Annotated in this window: 25 protein-coding genes; 20 read left to right on the forward strand and 5 right to left on the reverse strand. The window is 72.8% G+C overall.

Going from position 1 to position 25,306, the window contains the following annotated elements:
- The first annotated feature begins 58 nt into the window (after positions 1-58).
- The 11 genes from AC069X_RS13295 to AC069X_RS13345 all read left to right on the forward strand — a co-directional run bounded on the left by AC069X_RS13295 (position 59) and on the right by AC069X_RS13345 (position 7,627).
- The gene (locus tag AC069X_RS13295) at positions 59-310 is read left to right on the forward strand and encodes a hypothetical protein (RefSeq protein WP_478728085.1); all 252 of its coding nucleotides are present in this window, start codon (positions 59-61) and stop codon (positions 308-310) included.
- Between the two features lie 27 nt (positions 311-337).
- Positions 338-535 carry a hypothetical protein gene (locus tag AC069X_RS13300; protein WP_285542273.1) on the forward strand — a complete coding sequence of 66 codons (198 nt, stop codon included), beginning with the start codon at positions 338-340 and terminating at the stop codon, positions 533-535.
- A 161-nt stretch (positions 536-696) separates the two neighbouring features.
- Positions 697-885, forward strand: coding sequence for a hypothetical protein (locus AC069X_RS13305; RefSeq protein ID WP_478728087.1), 189 nt, complete (start codon positions 697-699; stop codon positions 883-885).
- A 10-nt stretch (positions 886-895) separates the two neighbouring features.
- Positions 896-1,345: a hypothetical protein gene (locus AC069X_RS13310; RefSeq protein ID WP_478728089.1), complete on the forward strand. Its 450-nt coding sequence runs from the start codon at positions 896-898 to the stop codon at positions 1,343-1,345.
- Positions 1,346-1,367: 22 nt separating this feature from the next.
- Complete coding sequence (locus AC069X_RS13315) at positions 1,368-1,838, forward strand: hypothetical protein (protein WP_478728091.1); 471 nt, start codon at positions 1,368-1,370, stop codon at positions 1,836-1,838.
- Positions 1,839-1,922: 84 nt separating this feature from the next.
- Positions 1,923-2,660: a DNA methylase gene (locus tag AC069X_RS13320; RefSeq protein WP_478728092.1), complete on the forward strand. Its 738-nt coding sequence runs from the start codon at positions 1,923-1,925 to the stop codon at positions 2,658-2,660.
- Complete coding sequence (locus tag AC069X_RS13325; protein WP_478728093.1) at positions 2,657-3,286, forward strand: methyltransferase domain-containing protein; 630 nt, start codon at positions 2,657-2,659, stop codon at positions 3,284-3,286. The genes AC069X_RS13320 and AC069X_RS13325 overlap by 4 nt, the downstream gene beginning before the upstream one ends.
- Entirely contained in the window at positions 3,283-4,125 is an 843-nt protein-coding gene (locus AC069X_RS13330; protein WP_478728095.1) for a bifunctional DNA primase/polymerase, read from the forward strand. The genes AC069X_RS13325 and AC069X_RS13330 overlap by 4 nt, the downstream gene beginning before the upstream one ends.
- A complete protein-coding gene (locus tag AC069X_RS13335) occupies positions 4,126-5,601 on the forward strand; it encodes an ATP-binding protein (RefSeq protein WP_478728097.1) in 1,476 nt (491 codons plus the stop codon). It begins immediately after the preceding gene.
- Between the two features lie 487 nt (positions 5,602-6,088).
- Positions 6,089-6,292, forward strand: a complete 204-nt coding sequence (locus AC069X_RS13340; RefSeq protein ID WP_478728198.1) for a helix-turn-helix transcriptional regulator — start codon at positions 6,089-6,091, stop codon at positions 6,290-6,292.
- Between the two features lie 69 nt (positions 6,293-6,361).
- On the forward strand, positions 6,362-7,627 hold the full coding sequence (locus AC069X_RS13345) for a tyrosine-type recombinase/integrase (RefSeq protein ID WP_478728099.1): 1,266 nt from the start codon (positions 6,362-6,364) through the stop codon (positions 7,625-7,627).
- Positions 7,628-7,702: 75 nt separating this feature from the next.
- Here AC069X_RS13345 and AC069X_RS13350 read toward each other — a convergent pair whose 3' ends face one another.
- Complete coding sequence (locus tag AC069X_RS13350; protein WP_007263785.1) at positions 7,703-9,064, reverse strand: glutamine synthetase family protein; 1,362 nt, start codon at positions 9,062-9,064, stop codon at positions 7,703-7,705.
- A gap of 173 nt (positions 9,065-9,237) precedes the next feature.
- Here AC069X_RS13350 and AC069X_RS13355 point away from each other — a divergent pair, with 173 nt between their 5' ends.
- The 3 genes from AC069X_RS13355 to AC069X_RS13365 all read left to right on the forward strand — a co-directional run bounded on the left by AC069X_RS13355 (position 9,238) and on the right by AC069X_RS13365 (position 10,991).
- On the forward strand, positions 9,238-9,612 hold the full coding sequence (locus AC069X_RS13355; RefSeq protein ID WP_478728101.1) for a hypothetical protein: 375 nt from the start codon (positions 9,238-9,240) through the stop codon (positions 9,610-9,612).
- A gap of 72 nt (positions 9,613-9,684) precedes the next feature.
- A complete protein-coding gene (locus tag AC069X_RS13360) occupies positions 9,685-10,335 on the forward strand; it encodes a DUF3105 domain-containing protein (RefSeq protein WP_478728102.1) in 651 nt (216 codons plus the stop codon).
- On the forward strand, positions 10,332-10,991 hold the full coding sequence (locus tag AC069X_RS13365; protein ID WP_478728104.1) for a DUF305 domain-containing protein: 660 nt from the start codon (positions 10,332-10,334) through the stop codon (positions 10,989-10,991). The genes AC069X_RS13360 and AC069X_RS13365 overlap by 4 nt, the downstream gene beginning before the upstream one ends.
- Positions 10,992-11,003: 12 nt before the next feature.
- Here AC069X_RS13365 and AC069X_RS13370 read toward each other — a convergent pair whose 3' ends face one another.
- Together AC069X_RS13370 and AC069X_RS13375 are read right to left on the reverse strand one after the other, a co-directional pair.
- Positions 11,004-11,858, reverse strand: a complete 855-nt coding sequence (locus AC069X_RS13370) for an alpha/beta fold hydrolase (RefSeq protein WP_478728106.1) — start codon at positions 11,856-11,858, stop codon at positions 11,004-11,006.
- Positions 11,855-12,592, reverse strand: coding sequence for a DUF998 domain-containing protein (locus AC069X_RS13375; protein WP_478728108.1), 738 nt, complete (start codon positions 12,590-12,592; stop codon positions 11,855-11,857). The genes AC069X_RS13370 and AC069X_RS13375 overlap by 4 nt, the downstream gene beginning before the upstream one ends.
- 359 nt (positions 12,593-12,951) lie before the next feature.
- Between AC069X_RS13375 and AC069X_RS13380 the strand changes: the two genes are divergently transcribed.
- Together AC069X_RS13380 and AC069X_RS13385 are read left to right on the forward strand one after the other, a co-directional pair.
- Positions 12,952-14,577 (forward strand): hypothetical protein, encoded by a 1,626-nt coding sequence (locus AC069X_RS13380; RefSeq protein ID WP_478728109.1) that lies wholly within the window; start codon positions 12,952-12,954, stop codon positions 14,575-14,577.
- Between the two features lie 91 nt (positions 14,578-14,668).
- Positions 14,669-16,423, forward strand: coding sequence for an NAD+ synthase (locus AC069X_RS13385; protein WP_478728111.1), 1,755 nt, complete (start codon positions 14,669-14,671; stop codon positions 16,421-16,423).
- 78 nt (positions 16,424-16,501) lie between these two features.
- On the opposite strand, the gene AC069X_RS13390 is transcribed toward AC069X_RS13385, so the two are convergent.
- A complete protein-coding gene (locus AC069X_RS13390; RefSeq protein WP_478728113.1) occupies positions 16,502-17,530 on the reverse strand; it encodes an endonuclease/exonuclease/phosphatase family protein in 1,029 nt (342 codons plus the stop codon).
- A 306-nt stretch (positions 17,531-17,836) separates the two neighbouring features.
- Here AC069X_RS13390 and panB point away from each other — a divergent pair, with 306 nt between their 5' ends.
- From panB to AC069X_RS13405, 3 genes are all read left to right on the forward strand, one after another.
- The gene (gene panB, locus AC069X_RS13395; protein WP_478728115.1) at positions 17,837-18,697 is read left to right on the forward strand and encodes a 3-methyl-2-oxobutanoate hydroxymethyltransferase; all 861 of its coding nucleotides are present in this window, start codon (positions 17,837-17,839) and stop codon (positions 18,695-18,697) included.
- Between the two features lie 190 nt (positions 18,698-18,887).
- Positions 18,888-19,919: an ATP-binding cassette domain-containing protein gene (locus AC069X_RS13400; RefSeq protein WP_478728117.1), complete on the forward strand. Its 1,032-nt coding sequence runs from the start codon at positions 18,888-18,890 to the stop codon at positions 19,917-19,919.
- Positions 19,916-20,764 carry an ABC transporter permease gene (locus AC069X_RS13405; protein ID WP_478728119.1) on the forward strand — a complete coding sequence of 283 codons (849 nt, stop codon included), beginning with the start codon at positions 19,916-19,918 and terminating at the stop codon, positions 20,762-20,764. The genes AC069X_RS13400 and AC069X_RS13405 overlap by 4 nt, the downstream gene beginning before the upstream one ends.
- Positions 20,765-20,827: 63 nt before the next feature.
- Here AC069X_RS13405 and AC069X_RS13410 read toward each other — a convergent pair whose 3' ends face one another.
- Positions 20,828-24,496: an AfsR/SARP family transcriptional regulator gene (locus tag AC069X_RS13410; RefSeq protein WP_478728121.1), complete on the reverse strand. Its 3,669-nt coding sequence runs from the start codon at positions 24,494-24,496 to the stop codon at positions 20,828-20,830.
- Between AC069X_RS13410 and AC069X_RS13415 the strand changes: the two genes are divergently transcribed.
- Complete coding sequence (locus AC069X_RS13415) at positions 24,495-25,298, forward strand: site-2 protease family protein (protein ID WP_478728123.1); 804 nt, start codon at positions 24,495-24,497, stop codon at positions 25,296-25,298. The two genes, AC069X_RS13410 and AC069X_RS13415, sit on opposite strands and share 2 nt — an antisense overlap.
- Positions 25,299-25,306: the final 8 nt, after the last annotated feature.

A 25,306-nucleotide genomic window follows, 5' to 3' on the forward strand; every position in this document is an offset into this window, starting at 1 on the left:
TGCTAGCCCCTAGCAGGCCTGCCCCCGCACGCCCTGAATCCGGCCTGGGAGGCCCCGCGTGACCCTCGTCCTCACCGCTAGCACCCTCACCCTGATGCTCACGCTCAGCTACATCGCGATGTGCGTGGTCTCGCCGTTCGGGGACTGCCGCAAGTGCCGCGGCTTCGGCTACCGCGCCCGGACCGACCGCAAGGGCCGCCCCAAGCGCGGCAAGGCCTGCCGCCGCTGCCAGGCCACCGGCAAGCGCATCCGCGTCGGCCGCTGGATCTACAACCGCGCCGTCCGCGTCCACCGCGCCGGCACCCGCTGACCCAACACCCCGAAGGAGCACACAGTCATGGCCCGCGAAAAGTACGCGTTCACCGACAAGGACCCGCACAGCCTCGGCGAACTCGCCCGGGTCCTCTACCTCGGCACCAAGGCCGTCCGCCGCCAGCAGCGCGGCAAGTCCACCAAGGCCATCGAGAACGAGATCGCCCGCATCCGCGAGGAGGCCCAGGCCCGCGAGGACGCCCGCAACAAGCGCCGCAGGTAGCCGGAGCGAGCGGATCGGCGGCCGAACGCCATGAGGCGTATCCCCCGCCTAGCTGGCGGCAGACCGGCTCGGCCGCCGGTCCTCACTCGAAACCCGGCTCCCGAAGGAGCCGAACCACCCCGAACCCTACTCGCTCCCAACCCCAAGCAAGGAGGCCCGCCTTGGCCATCACCGTCTCCCTCGTCGCCCTCTTCGGACTCGTTCTCTTCTTCCTCCTGCGCTCCCGGACCGTCGGGTACGGCAGCGCCTTCATCGCCGCCGGATTCGGGTTCTTCCTCGCCTCCACCGGCGCCGCCACGCCCATCAACCAGCTCGCCCAGGCAGTCATCAACGCCATCCCCAACATGTAGGAGGCACCCCGTGAACGACGACCTCATCCACCGGCAGACGGCGGTCCACCGCCCCGTCCCCCTGACACCGCCCGTCCCCACGCCGGCGACCGCCCAGCAGCCGCTCGCCATCGCGGACGTCCAGACGATCCAGCTACCCGACGGCCGCATCATCACCGGCTACGCCATCACCCCCACCAAGGCCCCCGAGCCCATCCGGGAGCGGCCCGCCATCAACCCGCTCGCGGTCAACATCGCCCTCGGCGGCATCGGCTTCGCCGCCGCCTGCGGCGGGCTGATGCTGCTGACCACCTTCATCGCCGCGGTCGCCGCGCTCATCCAGCAGCTCATCATCCTGGCCGCCGTCATCTTCGGCGGCTTCATCGCCACCCAGCTCCTGGGCAACCACGACCAGGGCAAGACCGGGACGGTCGTCAACATCCGCCGGGCCGTCTTCAAGCGCAACCACTTCCACAGCTGAAGCCATCCGAGAGGAGAGCCACGTGTTCGAGATCCGCGTCATCTGCACCAAGCCCGAGGCCCCCGACATCCGCCGGGCCCTGTCGGAGACATTCATCACCGGCCCGGTCCGCCAGCACCTCACCCGGGAGGGCGACCGCGTCCGCCTCTACGTCACCGCCGAGCAGGCGGTGAACCGGTGGCCGGCCCCCGAGATCGCGTACGCCAAGGCCCCGAGCATCATCAGCGAGATCGGCTGGACCGCCCGCGGGGCCCGCGACTGCCTCCACGGCGTCCACGTCCGAGAGTTCTGGCTCCGCAAGGCCGCACTCCTGGACCGGATCGCCCTCACCGACGACGACCCCGTCAACGGCGACGCCGCGACGCTCGCCACCGAAGCCGCCCGCCGCCTCATCGACCTCGACGGCGCCCGCGCCCTGGACCACCCGGACAGCACCCGCCAGCCCCGCGGCTACGTCCGCCAGGAGTACGCCGCCTGGATCGGCAAGCAGTAGCTATGCCCGGGGCGGTCGCCTCTCGCCAAAGACCGCGACCGCCCCGGTTCTCCACGCCCTTCGACAGAACTGGAGACCACCAGCATGACCTACCCCCCTGGCATCCGGCGAGGCCACCGTCCGGACCGGCCCTTACTGCTCGATCTGTTCTGCTGCGCCGGCGGTGCCGCCATGGGCTACCACCGCGCCGGGTTCACGGTCGTGGGTATCGACATCATCGATAGGTCCGACCACTACCCGTTCACCTTCCAGCAAGGCGACGCCCTGACCGTCCTCGCCAACCTGATCGAGTCGGGGGAGATCGGCGCGTACTCGGCGATCCACGCCTCCCCGCCCTGCCAGGACAAGTGCGCTCTGACCGTCGGCACCAATCGGTCCCAGGGCTGGGGCGGCCAGCATGCCGATCTCGTCGCCCCCACCCGCGGACTCCTCGACGCGTCCGGGCTGCCGTACGTGATCGAGCAGCCCGACGGGAAGGCCGACGTCCGCAAGGACATCACCTTGTGCGGCGAGATGTTCAGCCTCGGGGTGCTCCGCCACCGCAACTTCGAACTCGGCGGCTGGACCACCGCCAAGCCCCGGCACGTACGGCATCGTGGCTACGTCCGGGGATGGCGCCACGGCGTCTACCGCGACGGCCCGTACGTGGCGGCGTACGGCGCCGGCGGCGGCAAGGCCACCATCGGCGAGATGCAGCAGGCGATGGGCATCGACTGGACCGACGTCCGCGAGGAACTGACCGAGGCCATCCCGCCCGCCTACAGCGAATGGCTCGGCCGGGCCTTCCTCGCCTGCATCTCGACGCAGGCGGTGGCAGCATGACCGCGACGGTGGCGCCGCTCAGGCGCCCGCACGGGCTGCGGGTCCTGGACCTTTGCTGCGGCGCCGGCGGCCTGTCCATGGGCTACCACCTCGCCGGGTTCAACGTCACCGGCGTCGACATCAACCCCCAGCCCAACTACCCCTTCACCTTCCACCAGGCCGACGCCCTCACCTTCCCCCTCGACGGCTACGACCTCATCCACGCCTCCTGGCCCTGCCAGCACTTCGCCCGCGTCACCGCCTGGCGCGGCAACCGCGAGCAGCACCCCGACCTCCTCACCCCCGGCCGCCAACGCCTCCAGGAATCCGGCATCCCCTGGGTCATAGAGAACGTCCCTGAAGCACCCCTTCGCCCCGACTACCTGCTGTGCGGATCGCAGTTCGGCCTGAACGTCCGCCGGCACCGCACCTTCGAAACCTCCTGGGGCGGCGGAGGAGACCTCCTTCCCCCCTGCTGGCACCACAAGGGACTCCTCGCGTTCGCGCACAAGGGCGAACGCGCCTACGCCGACGCCATGGGCTGCACCTGGATGAACAAAACCGAAGCCCGCCAAGCCGTCCCCCCGGCCTACACCCACTGGATCGCCACCCAGCACCTCACCCACGAAGCGAGGGCAGCCGCATGAGGACCGCAACCGGGCACCTGCGTACCGCGCTCTGGCTCGCCGAAATCGGCCTGCCCGTACTCCCGCTGCGCGAGGGCAAGCAGCCGTTCGGGAACTGCCGCTCCTGCACCCGCTCGGCCTGCGGGAACCGGCCGAACATGAAAGCCGCAGGCCCCTGCCAGTGCCCCGCCCCCTGCCACGCCTGGGCCGCCGCAACCAACGACACCGACGTCCTCGCCTCCCCGGCCTGGGCCAAGGCCTGGCAGCAGGCGGCGGCCGTCGCCTACCACCCCGGCGGCGCCGGCCTCACCGTCGTCGACCTCGACAACGCCGACGCCGTCGCCTGGGCCCGCCAGAACCTCCCCGCCACCAAGGTCGTGGCGACCACCCGGGGCGAGCATTGGATCTACAAGGGCACCATGCACTCGCCCAACGGCGTCCGCGAGGGCATCGACATCAAGTCCCTCATGTCCTACGCCCTGTGGCGCAGCCTCGGCACCGGGCCCATAGAGCCCCTCCCGGACGCCGTACGCGCCCTCGCCGTCAAGGAGCCCAGCGCCATCCGGCCGGAGCCCTACACCGCGCCCGCACTGGCCGGGGGCGGGGAGTGCCCGCACCGCTCGCCCGCCTACCTGGAGCGCGGTATCGCCATGGCGGAGCAGCGCATCACCGGAGCCGACAGCATCATCCACCGCACGGTGTACCGGACGTTCCTCGCCGTGCTGTCCGCGCACGGCCGGTGCGGCTGCCTGACCGAGGCGCAGATCGGCCGCCTCTTCACGGCCGCCCAGGGCAAGGGGGAGTCCCTGCGGCACTGCGAGCTCGCCTGGGACAACGCCCGTACGAAGTTGGGACTGTAGATGTCCGACGACGAGAAGACCCCGGCCCGCGAGATCATCACCGACTACGCGCAGCAGCACTTCCGGTACTTCCGCACTGCGGACGGGACCGTGTTCGCTCAGAAGAACGGCCACCCCGTGGCCCGTCCGATCCGCTCCCAGGGCACCTCCGGCAGCCACCGGCAGGAACTCATGGTCGGGCTGTTCAACGACGGGGGCGGAGTGTTCAACGGGACCGCTTTGAAGGAGGCTCTGGACCTCATCGAAGCGTTGGCGATGAGCCAGCCGGTGCAGCAGGTACACATCCGGGTGGCGCCGGGGTTCGACGGGGCAACGTGGCTCGACCTGGGCCGCACCGACGGCCGGTCGATCCGCATCCACCCCACCGGGTGGGACATCATCACCCCGGACCCGGAGGAGGTGTGCTGGCGGCGGACCCAGCTCACCGGGGAGCTGCCGCTACCGGCGAAGGACACCGACGGCAAGGGCATCGATCTCCTGTTGAGGCTGTGCAACTTCGCCACCGCCGAGACGGAATGCCTCGCCATCGCGTGGCTGATCGGCTGCCTCGGCCCGTCCGTGCCGGTCCCCGCGCCTTTCCTCACCGGCCCCCAGGGCGCCGGCAAGTCGACCGGGGGCCGGATGCTGGTGCGGATCATCGAGGGCATGAGCGGCGACCTGCGCCGGGCCCCGAAAGACGAGGAGAACCTGATCGCGGCCGTGGCCGCCGGATGGGTCACCGCCTTGGACAACCTCTCCCACCTGGCCCCGGACCTGTCCGACCTCATGTGCTGCATCGTCACCGGCGCCGAGACCATCAAGCGCGCCCTGTACACCGATGGCGACGTCGTCCGGGCCCGCTACCGCCGGCCGCTGCTGCTGACCGGCATCGACGTGGGCGTCATCCGACCCGACCTTGCCGAACGCCTGCTCCCGCTCCGTCTGGAGCGGCCGAGCGTGCGGCGGACCGAGGCGGAGCTGTGGGCGGAGTTCAAGGAGGCCCTGCCGGTCATCCTCGGCTCCCTTCTCGATCTCACCGCCAAGGTCCGGGCCGCGCAGGCCGACATCCCCACCGACCTGCGGATGGCGGACTTCGCCCACCTGTGCGCGCAGCTCGACGCGGCTACCGGCCTCGGCTCGCTGACCGCCTACCGGGCCGCCCTGGACGACCTCAACGACGACGTCATCGAGGGAGACCTCCTCGCTCAGACCGTCCTGAAGCACGCCGCCGGCTCCGAGCCTGGCGAGGAAGTCCGGATGACATCCGCCGAGTGGCTGCACGCCCTCACCCAGCTCTACACCGGTGAGGACTTCCGCTCCCTGCCCAAGGGCTGGCCCACCACGGGCAAGGTCTTCTCCGACCGCCTCAAGCGCCTTCAGCCGACCCTCGCGGCACGCGGTGTCCGCGTCGACTGGGGCCGCACCAAGACCGCTCGCTACATCGAGATGACCCGCCCGGCCACCCCGCCGCCTGAGGATCCGGACCCGATGTTCTGACCAGCGCCGCCACGACCGCTCCGCACAAGCAAGAAGAGCACCCGTCCCCGGGGGCGGCGTGCTCCTCTTGTAGTTCCGGCGGCTCGCCGCCGCTGCAAAGGACGCGCCGCGCAGCGGCTCCCTCTTCACGCCCTAAGGCACGTACACAACAGACACCCCCCTTCTCTTTGTCCTAAGAGAAGGAACGCTGCGTCACCTGCGTCACCCCAGGCCCGGAAACAGCCTGTGATCTGCGGTGACGCGGGTGACGCAGACGGCCCACCACTGCGTCACCCCGCGTCACCCGCGTCACCGGCCTGCGTCACCCGGCGACGCGGTGACGCAGGCCGGTGACACACGACCGCGCCCCTGCGTCACCGAATTCCGCAGGTCAAACGGGCGAATGACGCAGGTGACGCGGTGACGCAGGAATCCGAGCCTCGGACAGGACCGGACCCCCAGGAACTCCAGTCCGGCCCCGAGGACCCAGTCGAATCGAGGGATCACGCTGAACGCACTCCCTGCCCAGTTCCTCACCCCGGTCGACGTGGCAGCCCTCTTCAAGGTCCCCGTCGAAACCGTCTACCAGTGGCGCAAGAAGCGCACCGGCCCGCCCGGCTTCCGCGTCGGCAAGCACACCCGCTACGACCCCCAAGCGGTCCTCGACTGGATCGCCCAGCAAATGGCAGACGACATCAGCGCTGCTGCCTGATCACACCCCACCACGAGGGCGGGCCCACCCCGGGCCCGCCCTCTCCCCATTCCTCAGGAAGGCTCCTCAGTGGCAGGGCACATCCAAGACCGCTGGTACAAGACCGAAAACGGCCCCGACGGCAAGACCCGGCGGGTCAAGACCGACCGCTACGGCAGCGGCATGCGCTATCGCGCCCGGTACATCGGACCGGACGGCACGGAAAAGTCGAAGAGCTTCCCCGACCGGCAGAAGCGACTCGCCGAAAAGTGGTTGGCGCACATCGAGGCTGACATGTCCCGGGGGCAGTACATCGACCCTGCCGCCGGACGGATCACGTTCCGGGAGTACGGCGAGAAGTGGCTCTCGTCGCTGACGACGGACGTGACCACGCGATCGTCCGTCGAGGTGCAGATCCGCAAGCACGCGTTTCCGTACCTCGGCACGCGGCCGCTCGACTCGTTCCGGCCGGAGCACATTCGCGACTGGCTCAGCGAGCTGGAGCAGGTACTGCCGGTTTCCTCGTACCGGCGCGTCATCTTCGCGAGCGTCTCCGCCGTACTCGCCGCCGCTGTGGATGACGAGCTGCTGGCAAAGAACCCGTGCAAGGCCCGTACGGTCCGGGCGCCCGCTCCGGTCCCTCCGCGGGTCCGACCGTGGACGCCCGAGCGGCTCTTCGCCATCCGGGCCGCGCTGCCGAAGCGGTACCGGGCGATGGCCGATGCCGGCGGAGGGCTGGGGCTCCGGCAGGGGGAGATCTTCGGTCTGCCCGACGACCCCGACGACTTCCGCGGTGAATGGCTCCGGGTGGCCAATCAGGTGAAGGTGGCGAACGGGCACCTCGTCTTCGGTCCGCCCAAGCGGGAGAAGGAGCGGGACGTGCCGCTCCCCCGTCGCATCGGTCAGGTGCTGCGGGAGCACCGCGAGGAGTTCCCGCCGGTGGACGTAACGCTGCCCTGGCTGAAGCCGGACGGGCCGCTCGTCACCAAGCGGCTGCTGTTCTCCCTCCCCGGCGGGGGCGCGGTGCGGCGAACCGACTTCAACACGCGGGTGTGGAAGTTCGCCCTCGTACAGGCCGGCGTAATCCCGGAGCCTCGGCCGGGCGAGCGCCACCAGGCCGCGCGCGAGCACGGGATGCACGCGCTGCGGCACTTCTACGCGTCCGTGCTGCTCGACTCCGGGGAGAACATCAGGGCGCTCAGCACCTACCTCGGACACGGCGACCCCGGGTTCACGCTCCGGGTCTACACGCACCTGATGCCGAGCAGCCACGAGCGCACGCTGAGGGCCGTGGACGAGGTCTACAAGGTCGCCGATCCGACGGCCGACGGCCCACAGACGGCCCAGGAGGGGTGAGACGGGTCCGGGCCGGCGGCTGAGTGCCGCCGGCCCGGAGTGCCGTCTGACTGGGGTACCGCTGCTGACCTGCGGTTACAACACCGGGAGGTTCTTGCGGAGCTCGAAGGCGGTGACCTCGGAGCGGTACTCCTCCCACTCCTGCTTCTTGTTGCGCAGGAAGAAGTCGAAGACGTGCTCGCCCAGGGTTTCGGCGACCAGTTCGCTGCGCTCCATCAGGGAGATGGCCTCGCCCAGGTTCTGCGGGAGGGGTTCGATGCCCATCGCGCGGCGTTCGGCGTCGGAGAGGGCCCAGACGTCGTCGTCGGCGCCCGCCGGGAGTTCGTAGCCTTCCTCGATGCCCTTCAGGCCCGCCGCCAGGAGGACGGCGTACGTCAGGTACGGGTTGGCGCCGGAGTCGATCGAGCGGACCTCGACCCGGGAGGAACCCGTCTTGCCCGGCTTGTACATCGGGACGCGGATCAGCGCCGAGCGGTTGTTGTGGCCCCAGCAGATGTACGAGGGGGCCTCGCCGCCGGAGCCGGCGGTGCGGGAGGAGCCTCCCCAGATCCGCTTGTAGGAGTTGACCCACTGGTTGGTGACCGCCGCCGTCTCGGCGGCGTGGCGCAGCAGGCCCGCGATGAAGGACCGGCCGACCTTCGAGAGCTGGTACTCGGCGCCCGACTCGTAGAAGGCGTTGCGGTCGCCCTCGAAGAGGGACAGGTGGGTGTGCATGCCCGAGCCGGGGTACTCGGAGAACGGCTTCGGCATGAACGTCGCCTGGACGCCCTGTTCGAGGGCGACCTGCTTCATGACCAGGCGGAAGGTCATGATGTTGTCGGCCGTCGAGAGCGCGTCGGCGTAGCGCAGGTCGATCTCCTGCTGGCCCGGGGCGCCCTCGTGGTGGCTGAACTCCACGGAGATGCCCATGGATTCGAGCATGGTGATCGCCTGGCGGCGGAAGTCCATCCCGACGTTCTGCGGAGTGTGGTCGAAGTAGCCGGAGTTGTCGGCCGGCACCGGGCGGGTGCCGTCCAGCGGCTTGTCCTTCAGCAGGAAGAACTCGATCTCCGGGTGGGTGTAGAAGGTGAAGCCCAGGTCGGAGGTCTTGGCCAGGATGCGCTTGAGGACGTAGCGCGGGTCCGCGAAGGACGGGGAGCCGTCCGGCATCAGGATGTCGCAGAACATCCGGGCCGTCCCGGGGGCCTCGGCGCGCCACGGCAGTATCTGGAAGGTGCCCGGATCCGGCTTGGCGATCATGTCGGACTCGTAGACCCTGGCGAAGCCCTCGATCGCGGAGCCGTCGAAGCCGATGCCCTCGTCGAAGGCCTGCTCCAGCTCGGCGGGGGCGACCGCGACGGACTTCAGGAAGCCCAGCACATCGGTGAACCACAGGCGCACGAAGCGGATGTCGCGCTCCTCGAGCGTCCGGAGGACGAATTCCTGCTGCTTGTCCATGCCTTCATCCTCGCAGTTCAGACGATCTGTGCACCACCGCCCGAAAGGGACGGGGGGCGCAGTCGGGCCCGTCCAGTATCGCCAGTGGTGGTTTCCGCCACATTACGCACCCCCCAAGGCCGATGGCACCCCCGCTCTGACCTCGGCGCCGTCATGAGCATTACCATCGCGCCATGGGGGGCTGGGAGCACACGCGGAGCGGGCGCCACGGGCGTCCCCTCCGGCACGCCGTCCTCGTCCTGCTGATCGCCTTCGGCGTGGCGGCCTGCGTGGCCTTCCTGTGCGTACGGCCCACGACTGAACCCGGACGGGTGCACGCCGGGCACGGGGCGCACGCCACCTGCGTCTCCCCGTACGACCCTCCGGGCTGCTCCCCGCACTCCCAGGTGACCCCGGCCGTGCTGCCCGCCCCGACGCCCGTCGCGGCCCTGCCCCCGAGCGGACCGGCGCCCGCCGCCCGCCCCGGCGCGGCCTCGGGGCCGGTGCGGCCGCACGGCACCCTCGCGCGCGCCCCCGGCCTGCACGTCCTGCAAGTGCTGCGGACCTGAGCGCTCCGGCGCACCAGACGGCACCACCGGCTCCACACCCACCACCCCCCTCACCAGAAGGAACCAGGGCACATGGCCAGCAGGACGTCTCAGCAGAACTCCCGCCAGCAGCGCATAGCCGAGATGCGCCGCGCGGAGCAGTCGCGCGAACGGCGCAACAAGATCCTCGCGATCAGCATCTCGACGGTGATCGTCGCCGGACTCGTCGGATTCGGCGGCTGGGTGCTGATGGACCAGAAGCAGAAGGAGAAGGACGCGGAGGCGGCCCGCAAGGCCCCCGTCTCCGGCGAACAGACCTGGGACGCGAAGAAGCTCGGCCGCAACCACGTCGAGACCCAGGTCAAGTACGAGATGACCCCGCCCGTCGGCGGTGACCACCACCCCCGCTGGATGAATTGCGACGGGAACGTCTACAAGAACCCGATCCCCGAGGTGAACGCCGTCCACTCGCTGGAGCACGGCGCGGTCTGGGTGACGTACAACGACAAGGCCGACAAGGCCGAGGTCGACAAGCTCGCGGAGAAGGTCGGCAAGACCCCGTACACCCTGCTGAGCCCCGTCAAGGAGCAGGCCGGAGCGATCATGCTCAGCGCCTGGGGCACGCAGCTGACGGTGGACAAGGCGGACGACCCGCGCGTGGCGCAGTTCTTCACCAAGTACGTGCAGGGCGCGCAGACCCCCGAGCCGGGAGCGGCCTGCACCAACGGTCTGGCCGAGAAGTGACCCGGACGTACTGGGCGGCGGGCGCGGCCGTCGTGCTGGCCGTGCTGTTCGCGGTGGGGGCCACGGTCGCCACCGCGAACGGCCCGGACGGCGACCGCCCCGCGGGCGCCGCCGCTCCGGCCCTGTACTCGCCGGACGCGGGCTTCGCCCGGGACATGGCCGTGCACCACCAGCAGGCGGTGGAGATGTCCTTCATCGTCCGCGACCGCACCCAGGACGAGCCGGTGCGCACGCTCGCGTACGACATCGCGAACACCCAGGCCAACCAGCGCGGCATGCTGCTGGGCTGGCTGGACCTGTGGGGGCTGCCGAAGGTGCTGGCCGACGAGCCGCCGATGTCCTGGATGCAGTCCGGGAACGGGCACGGCGGGCACGCCGGGCACGCTGCGGCCAAGCCGGGGGCGCTGATGCCCGGCATGGCCACCAAGGAGGAGCTCGCGCAGCTCGGCGCGGCGAACGGCCGGGACGCCGAGGTGCTGTACCTCCAGCTGATGACCGACCACCACAAGGGCGGCGTCGCGATGGCCGAGGGCTGTGCCCGCCAGTGCGTCACCCCGGCGGAGAAGGCGCTGGCCCAGGGCATGGCCGAGGCGCAGCAGTCGGAGCTGAAGCTGATGGAGGACATGCTCGGCAGGCGCGGGGCGGCGCCGCGATAGGGCGCCCCGCGGCTATCCGGCCGCGCGGAGGACCGCCCGTGCCACCTGGTGCGGGCGGTCCAGCATGACCAGGTGCCCGGCGGGTTCGGCGATCTCGAAGCGGGCGCCGAGCGCGGCCGCCAGCGCTTCCTGGCGGGCGAGCCAGCGGAGGGCGGCGTCACCGGTCGAGCCGTCGTGGCCGGCCAGGACGGTGGCGGGGGCCGTCAGCGGGTGCCGCTCGCGCAGGGCGAGCACCTCGGCCGCGGTGTCGGGGTAGCGGGAGTTCTCCAGGAGGGCCCCGCGCCAGACCCGGCCGGTGCGGTAGCAGCGGCGTACGAGGTCCCGCGCGGCCGGGTCCGCGGCCCGGTCCGCCCGGGAGGCCCGTACGGCCGCGCTCCGCAGGGCGGGCCCCAGCGCGGCCGGGAGCCCGGCGGCGGTGACGGCCCGGCCGAGGGCGCGGGCGGCGCCGGTGCGCAGGGCGGCGGGCAGCACCGTGCGGGGGGCCTCCTCGACGCTGGAGTCGACGAGGACCAGGGCGGCGGTGCGCTCCGGGTGGAGGCGGGCGAAGGCCTCGGCGTGGAACCCGGCGATGGAGTGCCCGACGACGGTGACGGGGGCGGCGTGGCCGAGTGCGTCCAGCAGGCCGGCGATCCGGCGGGCCTCCACGGCGGCGCCCTGCGGCCCGGCGGCCGGGGCGCTCAGGCCGTGCCCGGGCCGGTCGAAGCGGATCACGGTGCGGTCGTGTGCGGCGAGCAGGGCCGCGACGGGGTCCCAGTCGAACCAGGCCATGGCGAGTCCGGCGCTCAGCACCACGGCGGGCCCGCCGCCCTCGACGACCACGTGCAGCGGGACCCCGTCCACCCGGACGAAGCGGGCCGGGGGGTTCACGTACGGCGCTCCTCGTAGACGGAGTGGGCCAGCAGCCCCAGCCAGAGCGCGACCAGCAGCACCTGGAGCCGCTGCCCCGCACCGAGCGCCCAGGTGCCGTGCCCGGCGGTGAACAGGGCGATGGAGGTCAGGGTCCAGGCGGTGGCGAGCAGTTCCAGGACGACGAGAGCGGGGCCGTTGCGGGCGAGGCGCGCGTGCCGTCCGTACCGCCGGGCGGCGACGGTGAGGGCCACGATCCCGATCAGGGCGCCGATCATGGCGAGGCTGCTGCTGACGGCGTGGGCCTGGTGGGTGGCCGGGACGAGGCCGGCGGTCTCGCGGGCGGCGCACTCCGGGTCGGCGGTGGGCTGGCAGCTGAGCGGGAGCCAGGCGTCGGCGGCGGTGGCCGCGCCGAAGAGGGTGACCCCGGACCAGCCGGTGACCGCCCAGAAGCGCCGGCACCCGGGATGGCGGACCAGACGCGCGAGGGCGAGCAGGCCGCCGAGGAAGACGAGCAGGCCGGCGGTGAAGTCGGTGGCCCGGAAGAGGCCGCCGAGGGGCTGGTCCTGGGCGGCGAGCTCGCTGACGTACGTCTCGATGGGGTTGAGGCCTGTGGAGAGGACGACTTCGAGCACCCAGGCGGTGTACGCGGCCGCTCCGAGCCCGACGAGGAGGGCGACGGGCCAGGCCCTGGGCTGCGGCTCGGGCTCCTCTCCTCCGGGGCGGTACGGGTGGTTCGGGCGTTCTGTACGCATATGGTGAATGATCCTCAGCAGATCCGGCGTCGGCGCGCGGTATCCCCGGACGGCGGCGCCGCCGGGATCGCCGGGATGCGCACCCTGGGCCATCCGGCCGAGGTCCTCGGGGGGGAGAACGCATGCGCGACCCGTCGCGTTCCCGGGACGGGGGCGGTCGGGCCGGGGTTTCGGCGGGGCCGGGCGGAAGTCTTGATTCCGGCGCATCGGCCGATATCCGCCGGCCGGGGGGTGGGGCGGGGAGTGGGCGGGGCCGAAACGGGTTGGAGGGGGCCGGAGGGCATGGCAGGCTGCCCGCATCGTCCGTACACCGGGTTCCGCGCGGTGTACGCCCGCACACTCCGAGGACGCCGCCAGCCATGAGCACGCCGCCGAACCCGCCCGAGCCCCCGTACGAGCCCATACCCGGGCCGGGGCAGCCGTCGGCCGCCGAACAGCCGGGCCCGTCGCTACGGAAGGCCCCGCAGGGCGAGGCCCCCCAGCCGGAGACGCCCCGGGCGGAGGCGCCCGCGCAACAGGCGCCCCAGCAGGGGACGACCGCGCCCGAGGCGGCGAAGCCGTCACTGCGGAAGGAGGCCGCCGGGCAGCCGGAGGCACCCTCGGAGCAGGCGCCCGCACCTGAGCCCCCGCAGCAGGCCGTGCCCGCCCCCGAGGCGGCGAAGCCCTCGCTGCGGAAGGAAACCCCGCAGCCGGAGGAGCCCGTACAGCCGGCACCCGCCCCGGCGGACCCCGCGTCCGGCGCCGTGCAGCCGGACCCCTCGCTGCGGAAGGCCGCTCCGCAGGGCCAGGCCCCCCGGCCGGAGGCCCCGCAGGGGGAGGTGCCCGCACAGCAGCAGGCCCCGCAGGCGGCGGCCCCCCAGCCGGACGTACCGCAGCCGGCCCCGCAGGCGGCCGCTCCGCAGGCCTGGGCGCCGCAGCCCGAGTCGGCCCAGCCCGGGGTGCCCCCGGCCGCGGCTCCGCAGGCCTGGGTGCCGCAGTTCGGTGCCGCGCACGCGGGTCCGGCGGCGGGCGGGATCCCGCCCGGGCCCGCCCCCGTGGCCCCGCCCGCCGACTTCGACCCCTGGGCCACGCCCGCCCCCGGGGCCGTCCCGCCGCCGTACGTGCCGGGCGCCCCCACCCCGCCCGCCGCCGCCTGGGGCCCGCCCTCGGCGCCGTACCCCGGCTACCCCGGCTACCCCGGCCACCCCGGGTTCCAGCCCGTGCCCGCCGCGCCCTCGAACGGCATGGCCGTCGCCGCGCTGGTCCTGGGTCTCGCGGCCGTCCCGGTGTCCCTCATACCCTTCGCGTTCTGGCTCGGCCCGGTCCTCGGCGTGACCGCGATCGGCATCGGCGTCGCCGCCTTCGTCCGCGCCCGGGCCGGCGCCCCGCGCAAGGTGATGTCCCTGGTCGGCGCCTTCCTCGGCGTGCTCGGCCTCGGCGCCGCCGTCGGCGGGTGGTTCATCACCGCGGGGCTCGTCGAGGGTGCCATCGACCGCGCCGGCCGCAGCATCCGCGTCGACCCGGACCGGGACGGGGGCGGCAGCGGGTCCGACGACGAGTTCCGGCTCCCCGAGGACGTGGACCCGGACCTGGACCCCACGCCCCCGGCCGGCCCCGGCATGACCAGCCCGCTCGCGTTCGGGCGTACGTACACCTACCCCAACGGCGTCGCGGTCAGCGTCGACGAGCCCCGGAAGTACACCACCGCCAGCGACTGGATCGAGGTGGGCAACGCGGTGCAGGTGCGCTTCACCATCACCAACACCTCCGACACCCCCCTCCGCGTCGTCCACGTGATCCCCGAGGTCCGCGACGACCGGGGCAACCCCGGGAAGCTCGTCTTCGACGGCCGGATGCCGAAGCGCATCGGGATGACGATCGAGCCGGGCCACACGGCCTCCGGCAGCGCCGCGTTCGAGGTGCCCGAAGGCACCAGGAGCATCAGCGCGGAGCTCTCCCCCGGCGTCCTGCTGCCCCCGGCGAAGTTCAGCGGTCCGGTCGGCTGACCCCCCTGTCCCGCCCCGGCCGCCCCCGGTTTCCGTGCCGGAACGGCCGGGGCCCAGGACATCGCGTCAGAAAGACGATTACACTGGGCCCGTGCCTCAACTTCGCCTCGCTCTGAATCAGATCGACTCGCAGGTCGGCAACATCGCCGCCAACTCCGACTCGGTCGTGCACTGGACGCGGCACTCCGCCGAGCAGGGCGCCCACCTGGTGGCGTTCCCGGAGATGACGCTGACGGGCTACCCCGTCGAGGACCTGGCCCTGCGGGCGTCCTTCGTCGACGCGTCCCGCACCGCCCTGGCCGCGCTCGCCCGGCGGCTGGCGGACGAGGGCCTCGGCGGGCTCCCCGTCGTCGTCGGCTACCTCGACCGCAGCGAGAGGGCCACCCCGCGCCTGGGCCGCCCGGCCGGCTCCCCGCAGAACGCGGCCGCCGTGCTGTACCGGGGCGAGGTCGTGCTCCGGTTCGCCAAGCACCACCTCCCCAACTACGGGGTCTTCGACGAGTTCCGCTACTTCGTGCCGGGCGACACCCAGCCCGTCGTCCGGGTGCACGGCGTCGACGTCGCCCTGGCCATCTGCGAGGACCTCTGGCAGGACGGCGGCCGCGTCCCGGCCACCCGCTCCGCCGGGGCCGGGCTGCTGATCTCGGTCAACGCGTCCCCGTACGAGCGCAACAAGGACGACGTACGCCTCGAACTGGTCCGCAAGCGCGCCCAGGAGGCCGGCTGCACCCTCGCCTACGTGGCGATGATCGGCGGCCAGGACGAGCTGGTCTTCGACGGCGACTCGATCGTCGTGGACGCCTCCGGCGAGGTCGTCGTCCGCGCCCCGCAGTTCTCCGAGGGCTGCGTCCTCGTCGACCTGGACCTTCCGGCGGCGCGGGCCGACGCCCCCGAGGGCATCGTCGACGACGGCCTGCGCATCGACCGGGTGATCCTCTCCGAGGAGCCCGTCGAGGCGTACGAGCCGGCCGTGACCGGTGGCTACGCCGACCGGCTGGACGACGACGAGGAGGTCTACGACGCCCTGGTGGTGGGGCTGCGCGCGTACGTCCGCAAGAACGGCTTCCGCTCCGTCCTGATCGGGCTCTCCGGCGGCATCGACTCTGCGCTCGTCGCCGCCATCGCCTGCGACGCGGTCGGCGCGCAGAACGTGTACGGCATCGCCATGCCCTCGAAGTACTCCTCCGAGCACTCCAAGGGCGACGCCGCCGATCTGGCGGCACGGACCGGGCTGAACTTCCGCACCGTCCCGATCGAGCCGATGTTCGACGCCTACATGGGCGCGCTGGGCCTGACCGGCCTGGCCGAGGAAAACCTCCAGTCCCGGCTGCGCGGCACCATGCTGATGGCGGTGTCCAACCAGGAGGGCCACATCGTGCTGGCGCCGGGCAACAAGTCCGAGCTGGCCGTCGGCTACTCCACCCTCTACGGGGACTCCGTCGGCGCCTACGGGCCGATCAAGGACGTCTACAAGAGCGACGTCTTCCGCCTCGCCCGGTACCGCAACCGGGCGGCCGTCGAGCGGGGCGAGACCCCGCCGATCCCGGAGAACTCGATCGTGAAGCCGCCGAGCGCCGAGCTGCGCCCGGGCCAGGTGGACACGGACTCGCTGCCGGACTACCCGGTGCTCGACGCGATCCTGGACCGGTACGTGGACCGGGACCAGGGCCTGGAGGAGATCGTGGCGGCCGGCTTCGACCGGCAGCTGGTGGCGAAGACGCTGCGGATGGTCGACACGGCGGAGTACAAGCGCCGCCAGTACCCGCCGGGCACCAAGATCTCCGCGAAGGGCTTCGGCAAGGACCGCCGCCTGCCCATCACCAACGGCTGGCGCGAGCGGCCGTAGCCGGACCGGACGCCGGCCGGCCCCGGCCGCCCCCGGAGGCGGCCGGGGACGGGCCCCGTCCGCCCCGCGCCGCGGCCGCTACTTCCGCACGGTCACCCGGGCGGCGACCGGGAGGTGGTCGCTGCCGGTGCGCGGCAGCGTCCAGGAGGCCTCCGGCTTCACCCCGCGGACCATGATCTGGTCGATCCGGGCCATCGGGAACTGCGCGGGCCAGCTGAAGCCGAAACCGTCGCCGGCGGCGCCCTGGGTGGAGCGCATCTGCGAGGTGACCTCGGACAGGGCGCGGTCGTTCATGGTGCCGTTGAGATCGCCGAGCAGGATGACGTTCTTCAGCGGTTCGGAGGCGAGGGCCGCGCCCAGCGCGTCGGCGCTGTTGTCGCGCTGGTTGGCGGTGAAGCCGGCGTTGAGCTTGACGCGGACCGACGGCAGGTGGGCGACGTACACGCCGATCTCGCCGAAGGGGCCGGCGACGGTGGTGCGCATGGCGCGGGTCCAGCCGAGCCGGATGTCCACGGGCTTGCTGGAGGTCAGCGGGTACTTGCTCCACACGCCGACCGTGCCCTCGACCGCGTGGTACTTGTACGTGTTCTCCAGGGCCTTCTCGTAGACCGGGACGGCGCTCGCCTTGAGCTCGGTCAGGGCCAGTACGTCGGCCCCCGACTTGGCGACGGCCTCGGCGGTGCCGCGCGGATCGGGGTTGTCTGCGTCGACGTTGTGGGTGGCGACCATCAGGTTGCCGCCGGAGCCCGACTTGTCGGTCACCAGGCCGCCGAAGAGGTTCACCCAGACCGCGGCCGTCAGCAGTATCGCGATCAGCGCGGTGGCGGACTTGCGGATCACCGCGATGGCCAGCAGCACCGGCACGAACAGGCCGAGCCAGGGCAGGAACGTCTCGGTGAGGCTGCCGAGGTTGCCCACGTCGTTGGGCAGCTCGGCGTGGAAGATCATGATCAGCGAGATCAGCGCCGCCGCGCCGGCGGTGACGATCCCGCGCTTCCAGATGCCCCGGTCGCCGCGCAGCCCGGCCAGCCGGCGCTTCAGGCCGGATCCGGAGGGGCCGGGCTCGGAGCCGCCGTTCCCCGTCTCCGTCATGTACGCCTGTGCCATGCCATGTCCTCGCTGCCGTGCTCGCGCTCCGTCCCCGTGCCTTGACCCTAGGCGATGTCGGGAGCCTTCCGTGCCGTCCTCGCGGCCGTACAACCGGGAGGACGAACGGCCGTGCGGCAAGGGTTCCGCTTGTCACGAAACGCGCACATTGGCTGTGGCGCGCCTGGAGGCGGGCCGGGAGTGTGACGGACGGGTCAGTGCCGCGCCGCCGTGCCACTTCCGTCCACGGCCGGACGGGTGCCACCATGGTGGGTGAGTCCGGGGACGCCGTGAGGGCGCCTCGAGATGACACAAGGAGCAGTTGCAATGACGCATGCCGTTTCGCCTGCCCGCGAAGCCGCCTCCCCCACCCTGTACGGAGGCTCGGGCACCCGGCGGATCACCGTCCGCGACCTGATGCTCGCCAAGGAGCGCGGCGAGAAGTGGCCCATGCTCACCGCCTACGACGCCATGACGGCGTCGGTGTTCGACGAGGCCGGCATCCCGGTGATCCTCGTCGGTGACTCGATGGGCAACTGTCACCTCGGCTACGACACCACCGTCCCCGTGACGATGGACGAGATGACCCTGCTGTCGGCGGCCGTCGTACGGGGCACCAGCCGCGCCCTGGTCATCGGCGACCTGCCGTTCGGCTCCTACCAGGAAGGCGCCGTACAGGCGCTGCGCAGCGCGACCCGGCTGGTGAAGGAGGCCGGTGTCGGGGCGGTCAAGCTGGAGGGCGGCGAGCGCTCGCTGCACCAGACCGAGCTGATCGTGCAGTCCGGCATCCCGGTCATGTCCCACCTGGGCCTGACCCCGCAGTCCGTGAACGCGATGGGCTACCGGGTGCAGGGCCGCACCGACGAGGCCGCGCACCAGCTGCTGCGCGACGCGAAGGCGGCGCAGGACGCGGGTGCCTTCGCGGTGGTCCTGGAGCTGGTCCCGGCCGAGCTGGCCGCCGAGGTCACCCGGTCCCTGCACATCCCGACGGTCGGGATCGGCGCCGGCTCGGAGTGCGACGCGCAGGTGCTGGTGTGGACCGACATGATGGGCCTGACCGGCGGGAAGATGCCGCGCTTCGTGAAGCAGTACGCGAACCTGCGCCGCACCATGGGTGACGCGGCGAAGGCCTTCGCCGAGGACGTGGTCGGCGGAACGTTCCCGCAGGAGGAGCACGCCTTCCACTAGTCACGACCGGTCCGAAGGCCCGTCGGCGTCCTCGCCGGCGGGCCTTCGGCCGCAGGTCGGCCGCCCTGTCGGCCGCCCTGCTGGTTGTCCTGCCGGCCGCCCTGTCGGTTGTCCCCGCCGGCTGCGCGTCGGCCGGCTGTCGGCCGCCTGTCGGTCGGCTGTCGGAGCTTTGTCAGTGGCGGCTGGTCCCATGGTGGACATGACGCGAAACGACAAGAACTCCCACGCCGTGGAAGTGCGGGGGCTGGTCAAGCACTACGGCGAGACCAAGGCCCTGGACGGGGTCGACCTGGACGTCCGCGAGGGCACCGTCCTCGGCGTGCTCGGCCCGAACGGCGCCGGCAAGACCACCCTGGTCCGCTGCCTGTCGACCCTGATCGTCCCCGACGCGGGCACCGCCACGGTCGCCGGCTTCGACGTGGTCCGCCAGCCCCGGCAGCTGCGCCGCACGATCGGCCTGACCGGGCAGTACGCCTCCGTCGACGAGAAGCTCTCCGGCTGGGAAAACCTCTACATGATCGGCCGGCTGCTGGACCTGTCCCGCAAGGACGCCCGGTCCCGCGCGGACGAGCTGCTGGAGCGGTTCTCCCTCACCGAGGCCGCGAAGAAGGCGGCGATGCACTACTCCGGCGGCATGCGCCGCCGGCTCGACCTGGCCGCCTCGATGATCGGCCGCCCGGCGGTGCTCTACCTGGACGAGCCGACCACCGGCCTGGACCCCCGTACCCGCAACGAGGTGTGGGACGAGGTGCAGCGGATGGTCGCCGAGGGCGCCACCGTCCTGCTGACCACCCAGTACATGGAGGAGGCCGAGCAGCTCGCGAACGAGCTGACGGTCATCGACCGCGGCAAGGTCATCGCCAAGGGCAAGGTCGACGAGCTGAAGGCCCGCGTCGGCGGCCGCACCCTGCGGATCCGGCCGGTCGACCCGGCCGACCTGCCGGGCATGGCCCGCGCTCTGGCGGAGACCGGCCTGGACGGGGTGACCGGTTCCCAGGCCGTGCCGGACGAGGGGCTGCTGCTGGTCCCGATCCTGAGCGACGAGCAGCTGACCGCCGTGGTCGGCCTGCTGGCCGCCCGCGGGTACCCGATCGCCGACCTCGGCACGTACCTGCCCAGCCTGGACGAGGTGTTCCTGTCCATCACCGGCCAGAAGCCGTCCTCCGTCGAGGACGCCGTACCCGCCCCGAAGACCGAGACGGATCAGGAGGTCGCGGCATGAGCACCGTAACCACGACGAAGCCCGGCACCACTCCGGCCGCCACGGCCGCCCCGTCGCCGGCCGGCGAGGGCCGGATCGGCCTGCGGGCCAACCTGCGGCACATCGGCGCGCTCGTCCGCCGCAACGCCCTCCAGATCAAGCAGGACCCGGAGTCGATGTTCGACGTCCTGTTCATGCCGATCATCTTCACGCTGCTGTTCGTGTTCGTCTTCGGCGGCGCGATCTCCGGCAAGGGCAACCAGGACGACTACGTCAACTACGTCGTCCCGGGCCTGATGGCGATGATGGGCATGAACATCGCGATGGGTGTCGGCACCGGCGTCAACGACGACTTCAAGAAGGGCGTGATGGACCGCTTCCGGTCCATGCCGATCGCCCGCTCCTCGGTCCTCATCGCGAAGATCGTGGTCGAGCTGGGCCGGATGATGGTCGCCATCGCGATCCTGCTGAGCGTGGGCTTCATCCTGGGCCTGTCCATCAAGTCCTCGGTGCTGGACCTGTTCCTCGCCATCGGCCTGTCGGCCGTCTTCGGCGCCTCCCTGATGTGGATCTTCATCCTGCTGGGCCTGACCCTGAAGACCGCGCAGGCCGTGCAGGGCATGGCGATGATCGTCCTGATGCCGCTGCAGTTCGGCAGCTCCATCTTCGCCCCGCCGACGACGATGCCCGGCTGGCTCCAGGCCTTCACCGACTACAACCCGCTGTCCAACCTGGCCGACGCCGCCCGCGGGCTGATCAACGGCACCCCGCTCGGCAACTCGGTGTGGATCACCCTGGCCTGGTCGGTCGCCATCACGGCGGTCACCATGCCGATCGCGGTCCGCAAGTTCCGCCAGAAGACCTGATCCCGGGCAGGCCGGTCCGTCCGGATCGCGTCCCGGACGGCACCGCACGGGCGGCCCGCCGGATCAGATGAGGGCGGTGGCCTCCTCCAGGGTGAGGCCGCCGCCTTCTGCGTGCGCCGCCCCGTACGCCGCGTCGCCCAGCGCCGCCCTCGCCGCTTCCTCGGCGCGGGCGGCGTCCGCGCGTTCCGTGGAGGCGGGGACGTGCCCCGGGGGCAGGTGGGCGCGGTAGGCGCCGATCAGCCGGGCGGCCTCGTACGCCTGCCCCCGGCCGCCCAGGCCGAGCCGGGCCACCGCGGCCGTCAGCAGGTACAGGGCGGGCATGTACGGGGCGACCATCATCGTCAGCGGGTGCCGGACGGCCCCCGCGGCCTCGCGGGCCAGCGCCAGGGCCTCCTCGTACGCACCCTCCTGGTTGTCCAGCCAGGCGGTCGTGGAGAGGAGGAACACGTCGAAGACGGCGAACGCGCCGAACGCGAACTCCTCGCGCAGCAGCCGGATCTGTTCGCGGGCCTCGGGGATCCGGCCGGTGCGGCCGTAGATCCCGGCGAGGAACATCCGGGCGGCGGGCACGGACTCGTTGGTGAGCCGCACGCCGGTGGTGAGGGTGTCGGTGAGGATCCGCTCGGCCTCCTCCATCCGGCCGCTCTCGGCGAGGGAGCCGGCCATCCGCACCCGCATCACCGTCACCTGCGCCTTGGCTCCGAGGCGCTCGGCGTGCTCGATGGCCGCGAGGTAGTCCTGCGCGGACAGGGCGTAGTCCCCGCGCTTCTCCCGGGCCTCGGCGCGGGCCGACAGGGCCTCGGCGCAGCCCCAGTCGTCGCCGAGCTCGCGGAAGAGGGCCAGGCTCTCGTCCGCGTCGCGGGAGGCGTCGCCGGCCCAGTCGGCCCGGTTGGCGAGGATGTTGGCCCGCAGCTGGAGGCCCGAGGCGAGCTCCCAGCGGTAGCCGAGTGCGCGGGCGGTGTCGACGGTGGCGTCCACGACCCGCTTGAGCATCCCCGCGTCCCCCGCGATCATCACGGCGTAGATCCACAGGGAGGCCGGGGTGCGGCAGGTCTGCGGGAGGCCCGGCCGGTAGGTGGCGAGCACCCCGGCCACCTGCTCGCGGACCTCCGGGCTGTCCCAGTCGGTGCTGGACTGGTCCCGGGCGGCGAGCCGTACGAGGTGGAGGGCGCGCCAGCCCTCGGCGAGCACCTCGCCGGAGTAGGGCGGGGGCGAGTCGACGAGCCGCTCGTGGACGGGCTCGGCGGGGGTGTGGGGCGGCCGGAAGGGGTCGGGGCCCAGTTCGGCGGCGGCGTCGGACCAGTGCCGGGACTCGACGCGCAGGTCCTGCATGTGCCAGTACCAGCCGAGGGAGTGGACGAGGCACAGCACTTCGCCGACGTCCCGGGTGGCGACGGCCCGGCGCAGGGCGGTACGGAGGTTCTCGTACTCGGTGGCGATCCGGTCGGCGGCCGCGCGCTGGCCGTGGCCGCGGAGCAGGGGCTCGGCGGTGCGGGCGAGTTCGCGGTAGTGGACGAGGTGGCGCCGCTCGGTGGCCTCGCGATCGTCGCCGGGGCCGGAGCCGGAGCCGGAGCCGGCCTCGGCGAGGCGTTCGGCGGCGTACTCGCCGACGGTCTCCAGGAGGCGGTAGCGCATGTCGCCGCCGGGGCCGGGCGCGGCGACGACGAGGGACTTGTCGACGAGGGCCGCCATGACGCCGGCGACGTCGGCGGCGGTCCCGTCGTCCGCGCAGACGGCTTCGGCGGCGTCCAGGTCGCAGCCGCCGGCGAAGACGGACAGCCGTCTGAGCACGGCCCGTTCCGGCGCGTCGAGGAGGTCCCAGGACCAGTCGACGACAGCGCGCAGGGTCTGCTGGCGGGGCAGGACGGTACGGGCGCCGCCGGTCAGCAGGCGGAACCGGTCGTCGAGCCGGTCGGCGATCTGGCGCGGGGTGAGCAGGCGCAGCCGGGCGGCGGCCAGCTCGATGGCGAGGGGCAGCCCGTCCAGGCGGCGGCAGATCTCGGCGGCGGCCTCCGGATCGTCGTCGACGCGGAACCCGGGCCGGGCGGCGGCCCCCCGGTCGCCGAGGAGCCGCAGCGCGACCGGGTCGGGCAGCGGCTCGACGGGGCGCAGGAACTCCCCGGGCACGCCGAGGGGTTCCCGGCTGGTGGCGAGGATCCGCACGCCGGGGCAGTGGGTGAGGAGCCGCTCCGCGAGGTGGGCGGCGGCGTCGATGACGTGCTCGCAGTTGTCCAGGAGCAGCAGGAGGCGGCGGCGCGAGCAGTGCTCGGTGAGCCGGTCGAGGGGGTCGTCCCCGGCCCGGTCCGTCAGGGCGCGCAGCTCCTCGGCGGCGGCGCCGCGCAGCTTGGTCTCGCGGGCGCCGAGCGCGGTGAGGGCGGCTTCGGCGACGTCTTCCGGATCGTCCACGGGCGCCAGCTCGACGAACCACACCCCGTCGGGCCACGCACCGGCGGCGTGCGCCTCGGCGGCCTCCTGCGAGAGCCGTGTCTTCCCGGCCCCGCCGGGCCCGAGCAGCGTGACGAGCCGGGCCCGGCCGAGGTCCTCGCCGATGATCCGGATGTCCTCCTCCCGCCCGACGAAGGTGGTGAGCCGGGCCCGCAGGTTCCCGGCGACGTACGGCTCCGCGGCGGCGGGTGCCGCGTGGGCGGGCCACGCGTCCGGCGCGGAGGGTGCCGGGGCGGCCGGATGCCCGGCGCCGGACCCCGGGCCCACGGGGGCCGGGGCGGTCGGCCACGAGGCGGGAGCCTGCGCCTCCGGCCACGGGCCGGGAGCGGGGGCTTGCGGAGCCGGGGCCGGGGCGGGCCCGGCCGGGTGCGGGGCGCCGGGCTGCGAGCCCGCGGGGGCCGGGGCGCCGGGCCCCGGGGCGGAAGCCGGGGCGGGACCCGGGCGTGGGGGCGCCGGTGCGGGGGCGTGCGGGGCCGGGGCGGGCGGGGCCGGGGACGCAGGGGCTGGGGCGGGGGGTGGGGTGAGGAGTTCCGTGTGCAGGGCTCGGAGGGCCGGGCCCGGGTCCGTTCCCAGGCGGGCGGCGAGGTCCCGGCGGACGGCCTCGTACGCGGCCAGCGCCTCCGCGGGGCGGCCCACCGCACGCAGGGCCCGGATCCGCAGCACCTGCGAGGACTCGTCCAGCGGCTGCCGCGCACACAGCTCGGTCAGCTCCGGCAGGACCTGTTCCGCTTCGCCCAGGGCCAGGGCCGCGCCCAGCCGGCCCCGCCGCGCGTCCATCCGTACGGCCTCCCAGCGCGCGGACTCGGCCGCCGGATCGGGGAGGGAGGCCAGCGCCGGGCCCCGCCACAGGGCGAGCCCCTCGTCGTACAGGGCCGCCGCCCGGGCCGGGTCCGCCTCGGCCGCGGCGCAGCGCACGAGCCGCTCGAAGCGGTACAGGTCGACGTCGTCCCGCTCCGCCTCCAGCAGGTAGCCGCCCTCAGCGGAACGCACCGCCGCCCGCCCGAGCGTCCGCCGCAGCCGCCCCACCAGCGCCTGGAGCGCCGCGACGGCGTCGGCCGGCGGGTCGGCGTCCCAGACCTCGGCGACGAGCAGCCCCGCCGGGACCGCACGGCCGGGCCGCAGCGCGAGCGCGGTCAGCAGCGCACGCAGGCGCGCTCCGCCGACGGCGACGGGGGTCCCGTCGTCGCGGATGGCCTGGGCGGTGCCGAGAATCGTGTAACGCACCGGCCCATTCTCTCCGGCCCCGCGCCCCCGGCCGCGCGGAGCCCGGGATAGGTTTCGCCGCATGGGTCATCAGGGCGGCCGCGGCGAGCGGCAGATCAGTTCCGTGTTCCTCGGCATCGTCGCCGTGATGGCGGTGACCGGCTGGGCGGTGTGGACGGGCTACGCGGCGAGCCCGGGGCTCGCGGTGTTCCTCTTCGTCACGGCGGCGTGGGTGGTGTCGCTGTGCCTGCACGAGTACGCGCACGCCCGTACCGCCCTGCACGGCGGTGACATCACGGTCGGCGCCAGGGGTTACCTGACCTTGAACCCGCTGAAGTACACGCACCCGCTGCTGAGCATCGTCCTGCCGGTGGTGTTCGTGATCCTGGGCGGGCTGGGCCTGCCCGGCGGGGCGGTCTACATCGAGCGCGACCGGATCCGCGGCCGCTGGAAGCACAGCCTCGTCTCGGCGGCGGGACCGCTGACGAACGTGGTGTTCGCCGTCGTCTGCACCGCGCCGTTCTGGCTGGGCGCCCTCGACGGGGTCCCGTTCCCCTTCCGCTTCGCGCTGGCGTTCCTCGCGCTGCTCCAGGTCTCGGCGGCGATCCTGAACTTCCTGCCGGTCCCGGGCCTGGACGGCTACGGGGTCATCGAGCCGTGGCTGTCGCACCGGATCCGCCGCGAGCTGGCGCCGCTGGCGCCGTTCGCGCTCATCGGGGTGTTCGTGCTGCTGTGGATCCCCGAGGTGAACGCCGTGTTCTTCGACGCGGTCCGGGGGATCCTGCGGGCCCTGGGCGTCTCGGACCTGGAGACGTACTGCGGGCGCGACCTGTACCGGTTCTGGCAGGATTCCGAGGGCTTCTTCTGCACGGCCCCGGCGGACTGAGCCTCCCC

The sequence above is a fragment of the Streptomyces sp. NPDC043896 genome, from assembly GCF_056435605.1.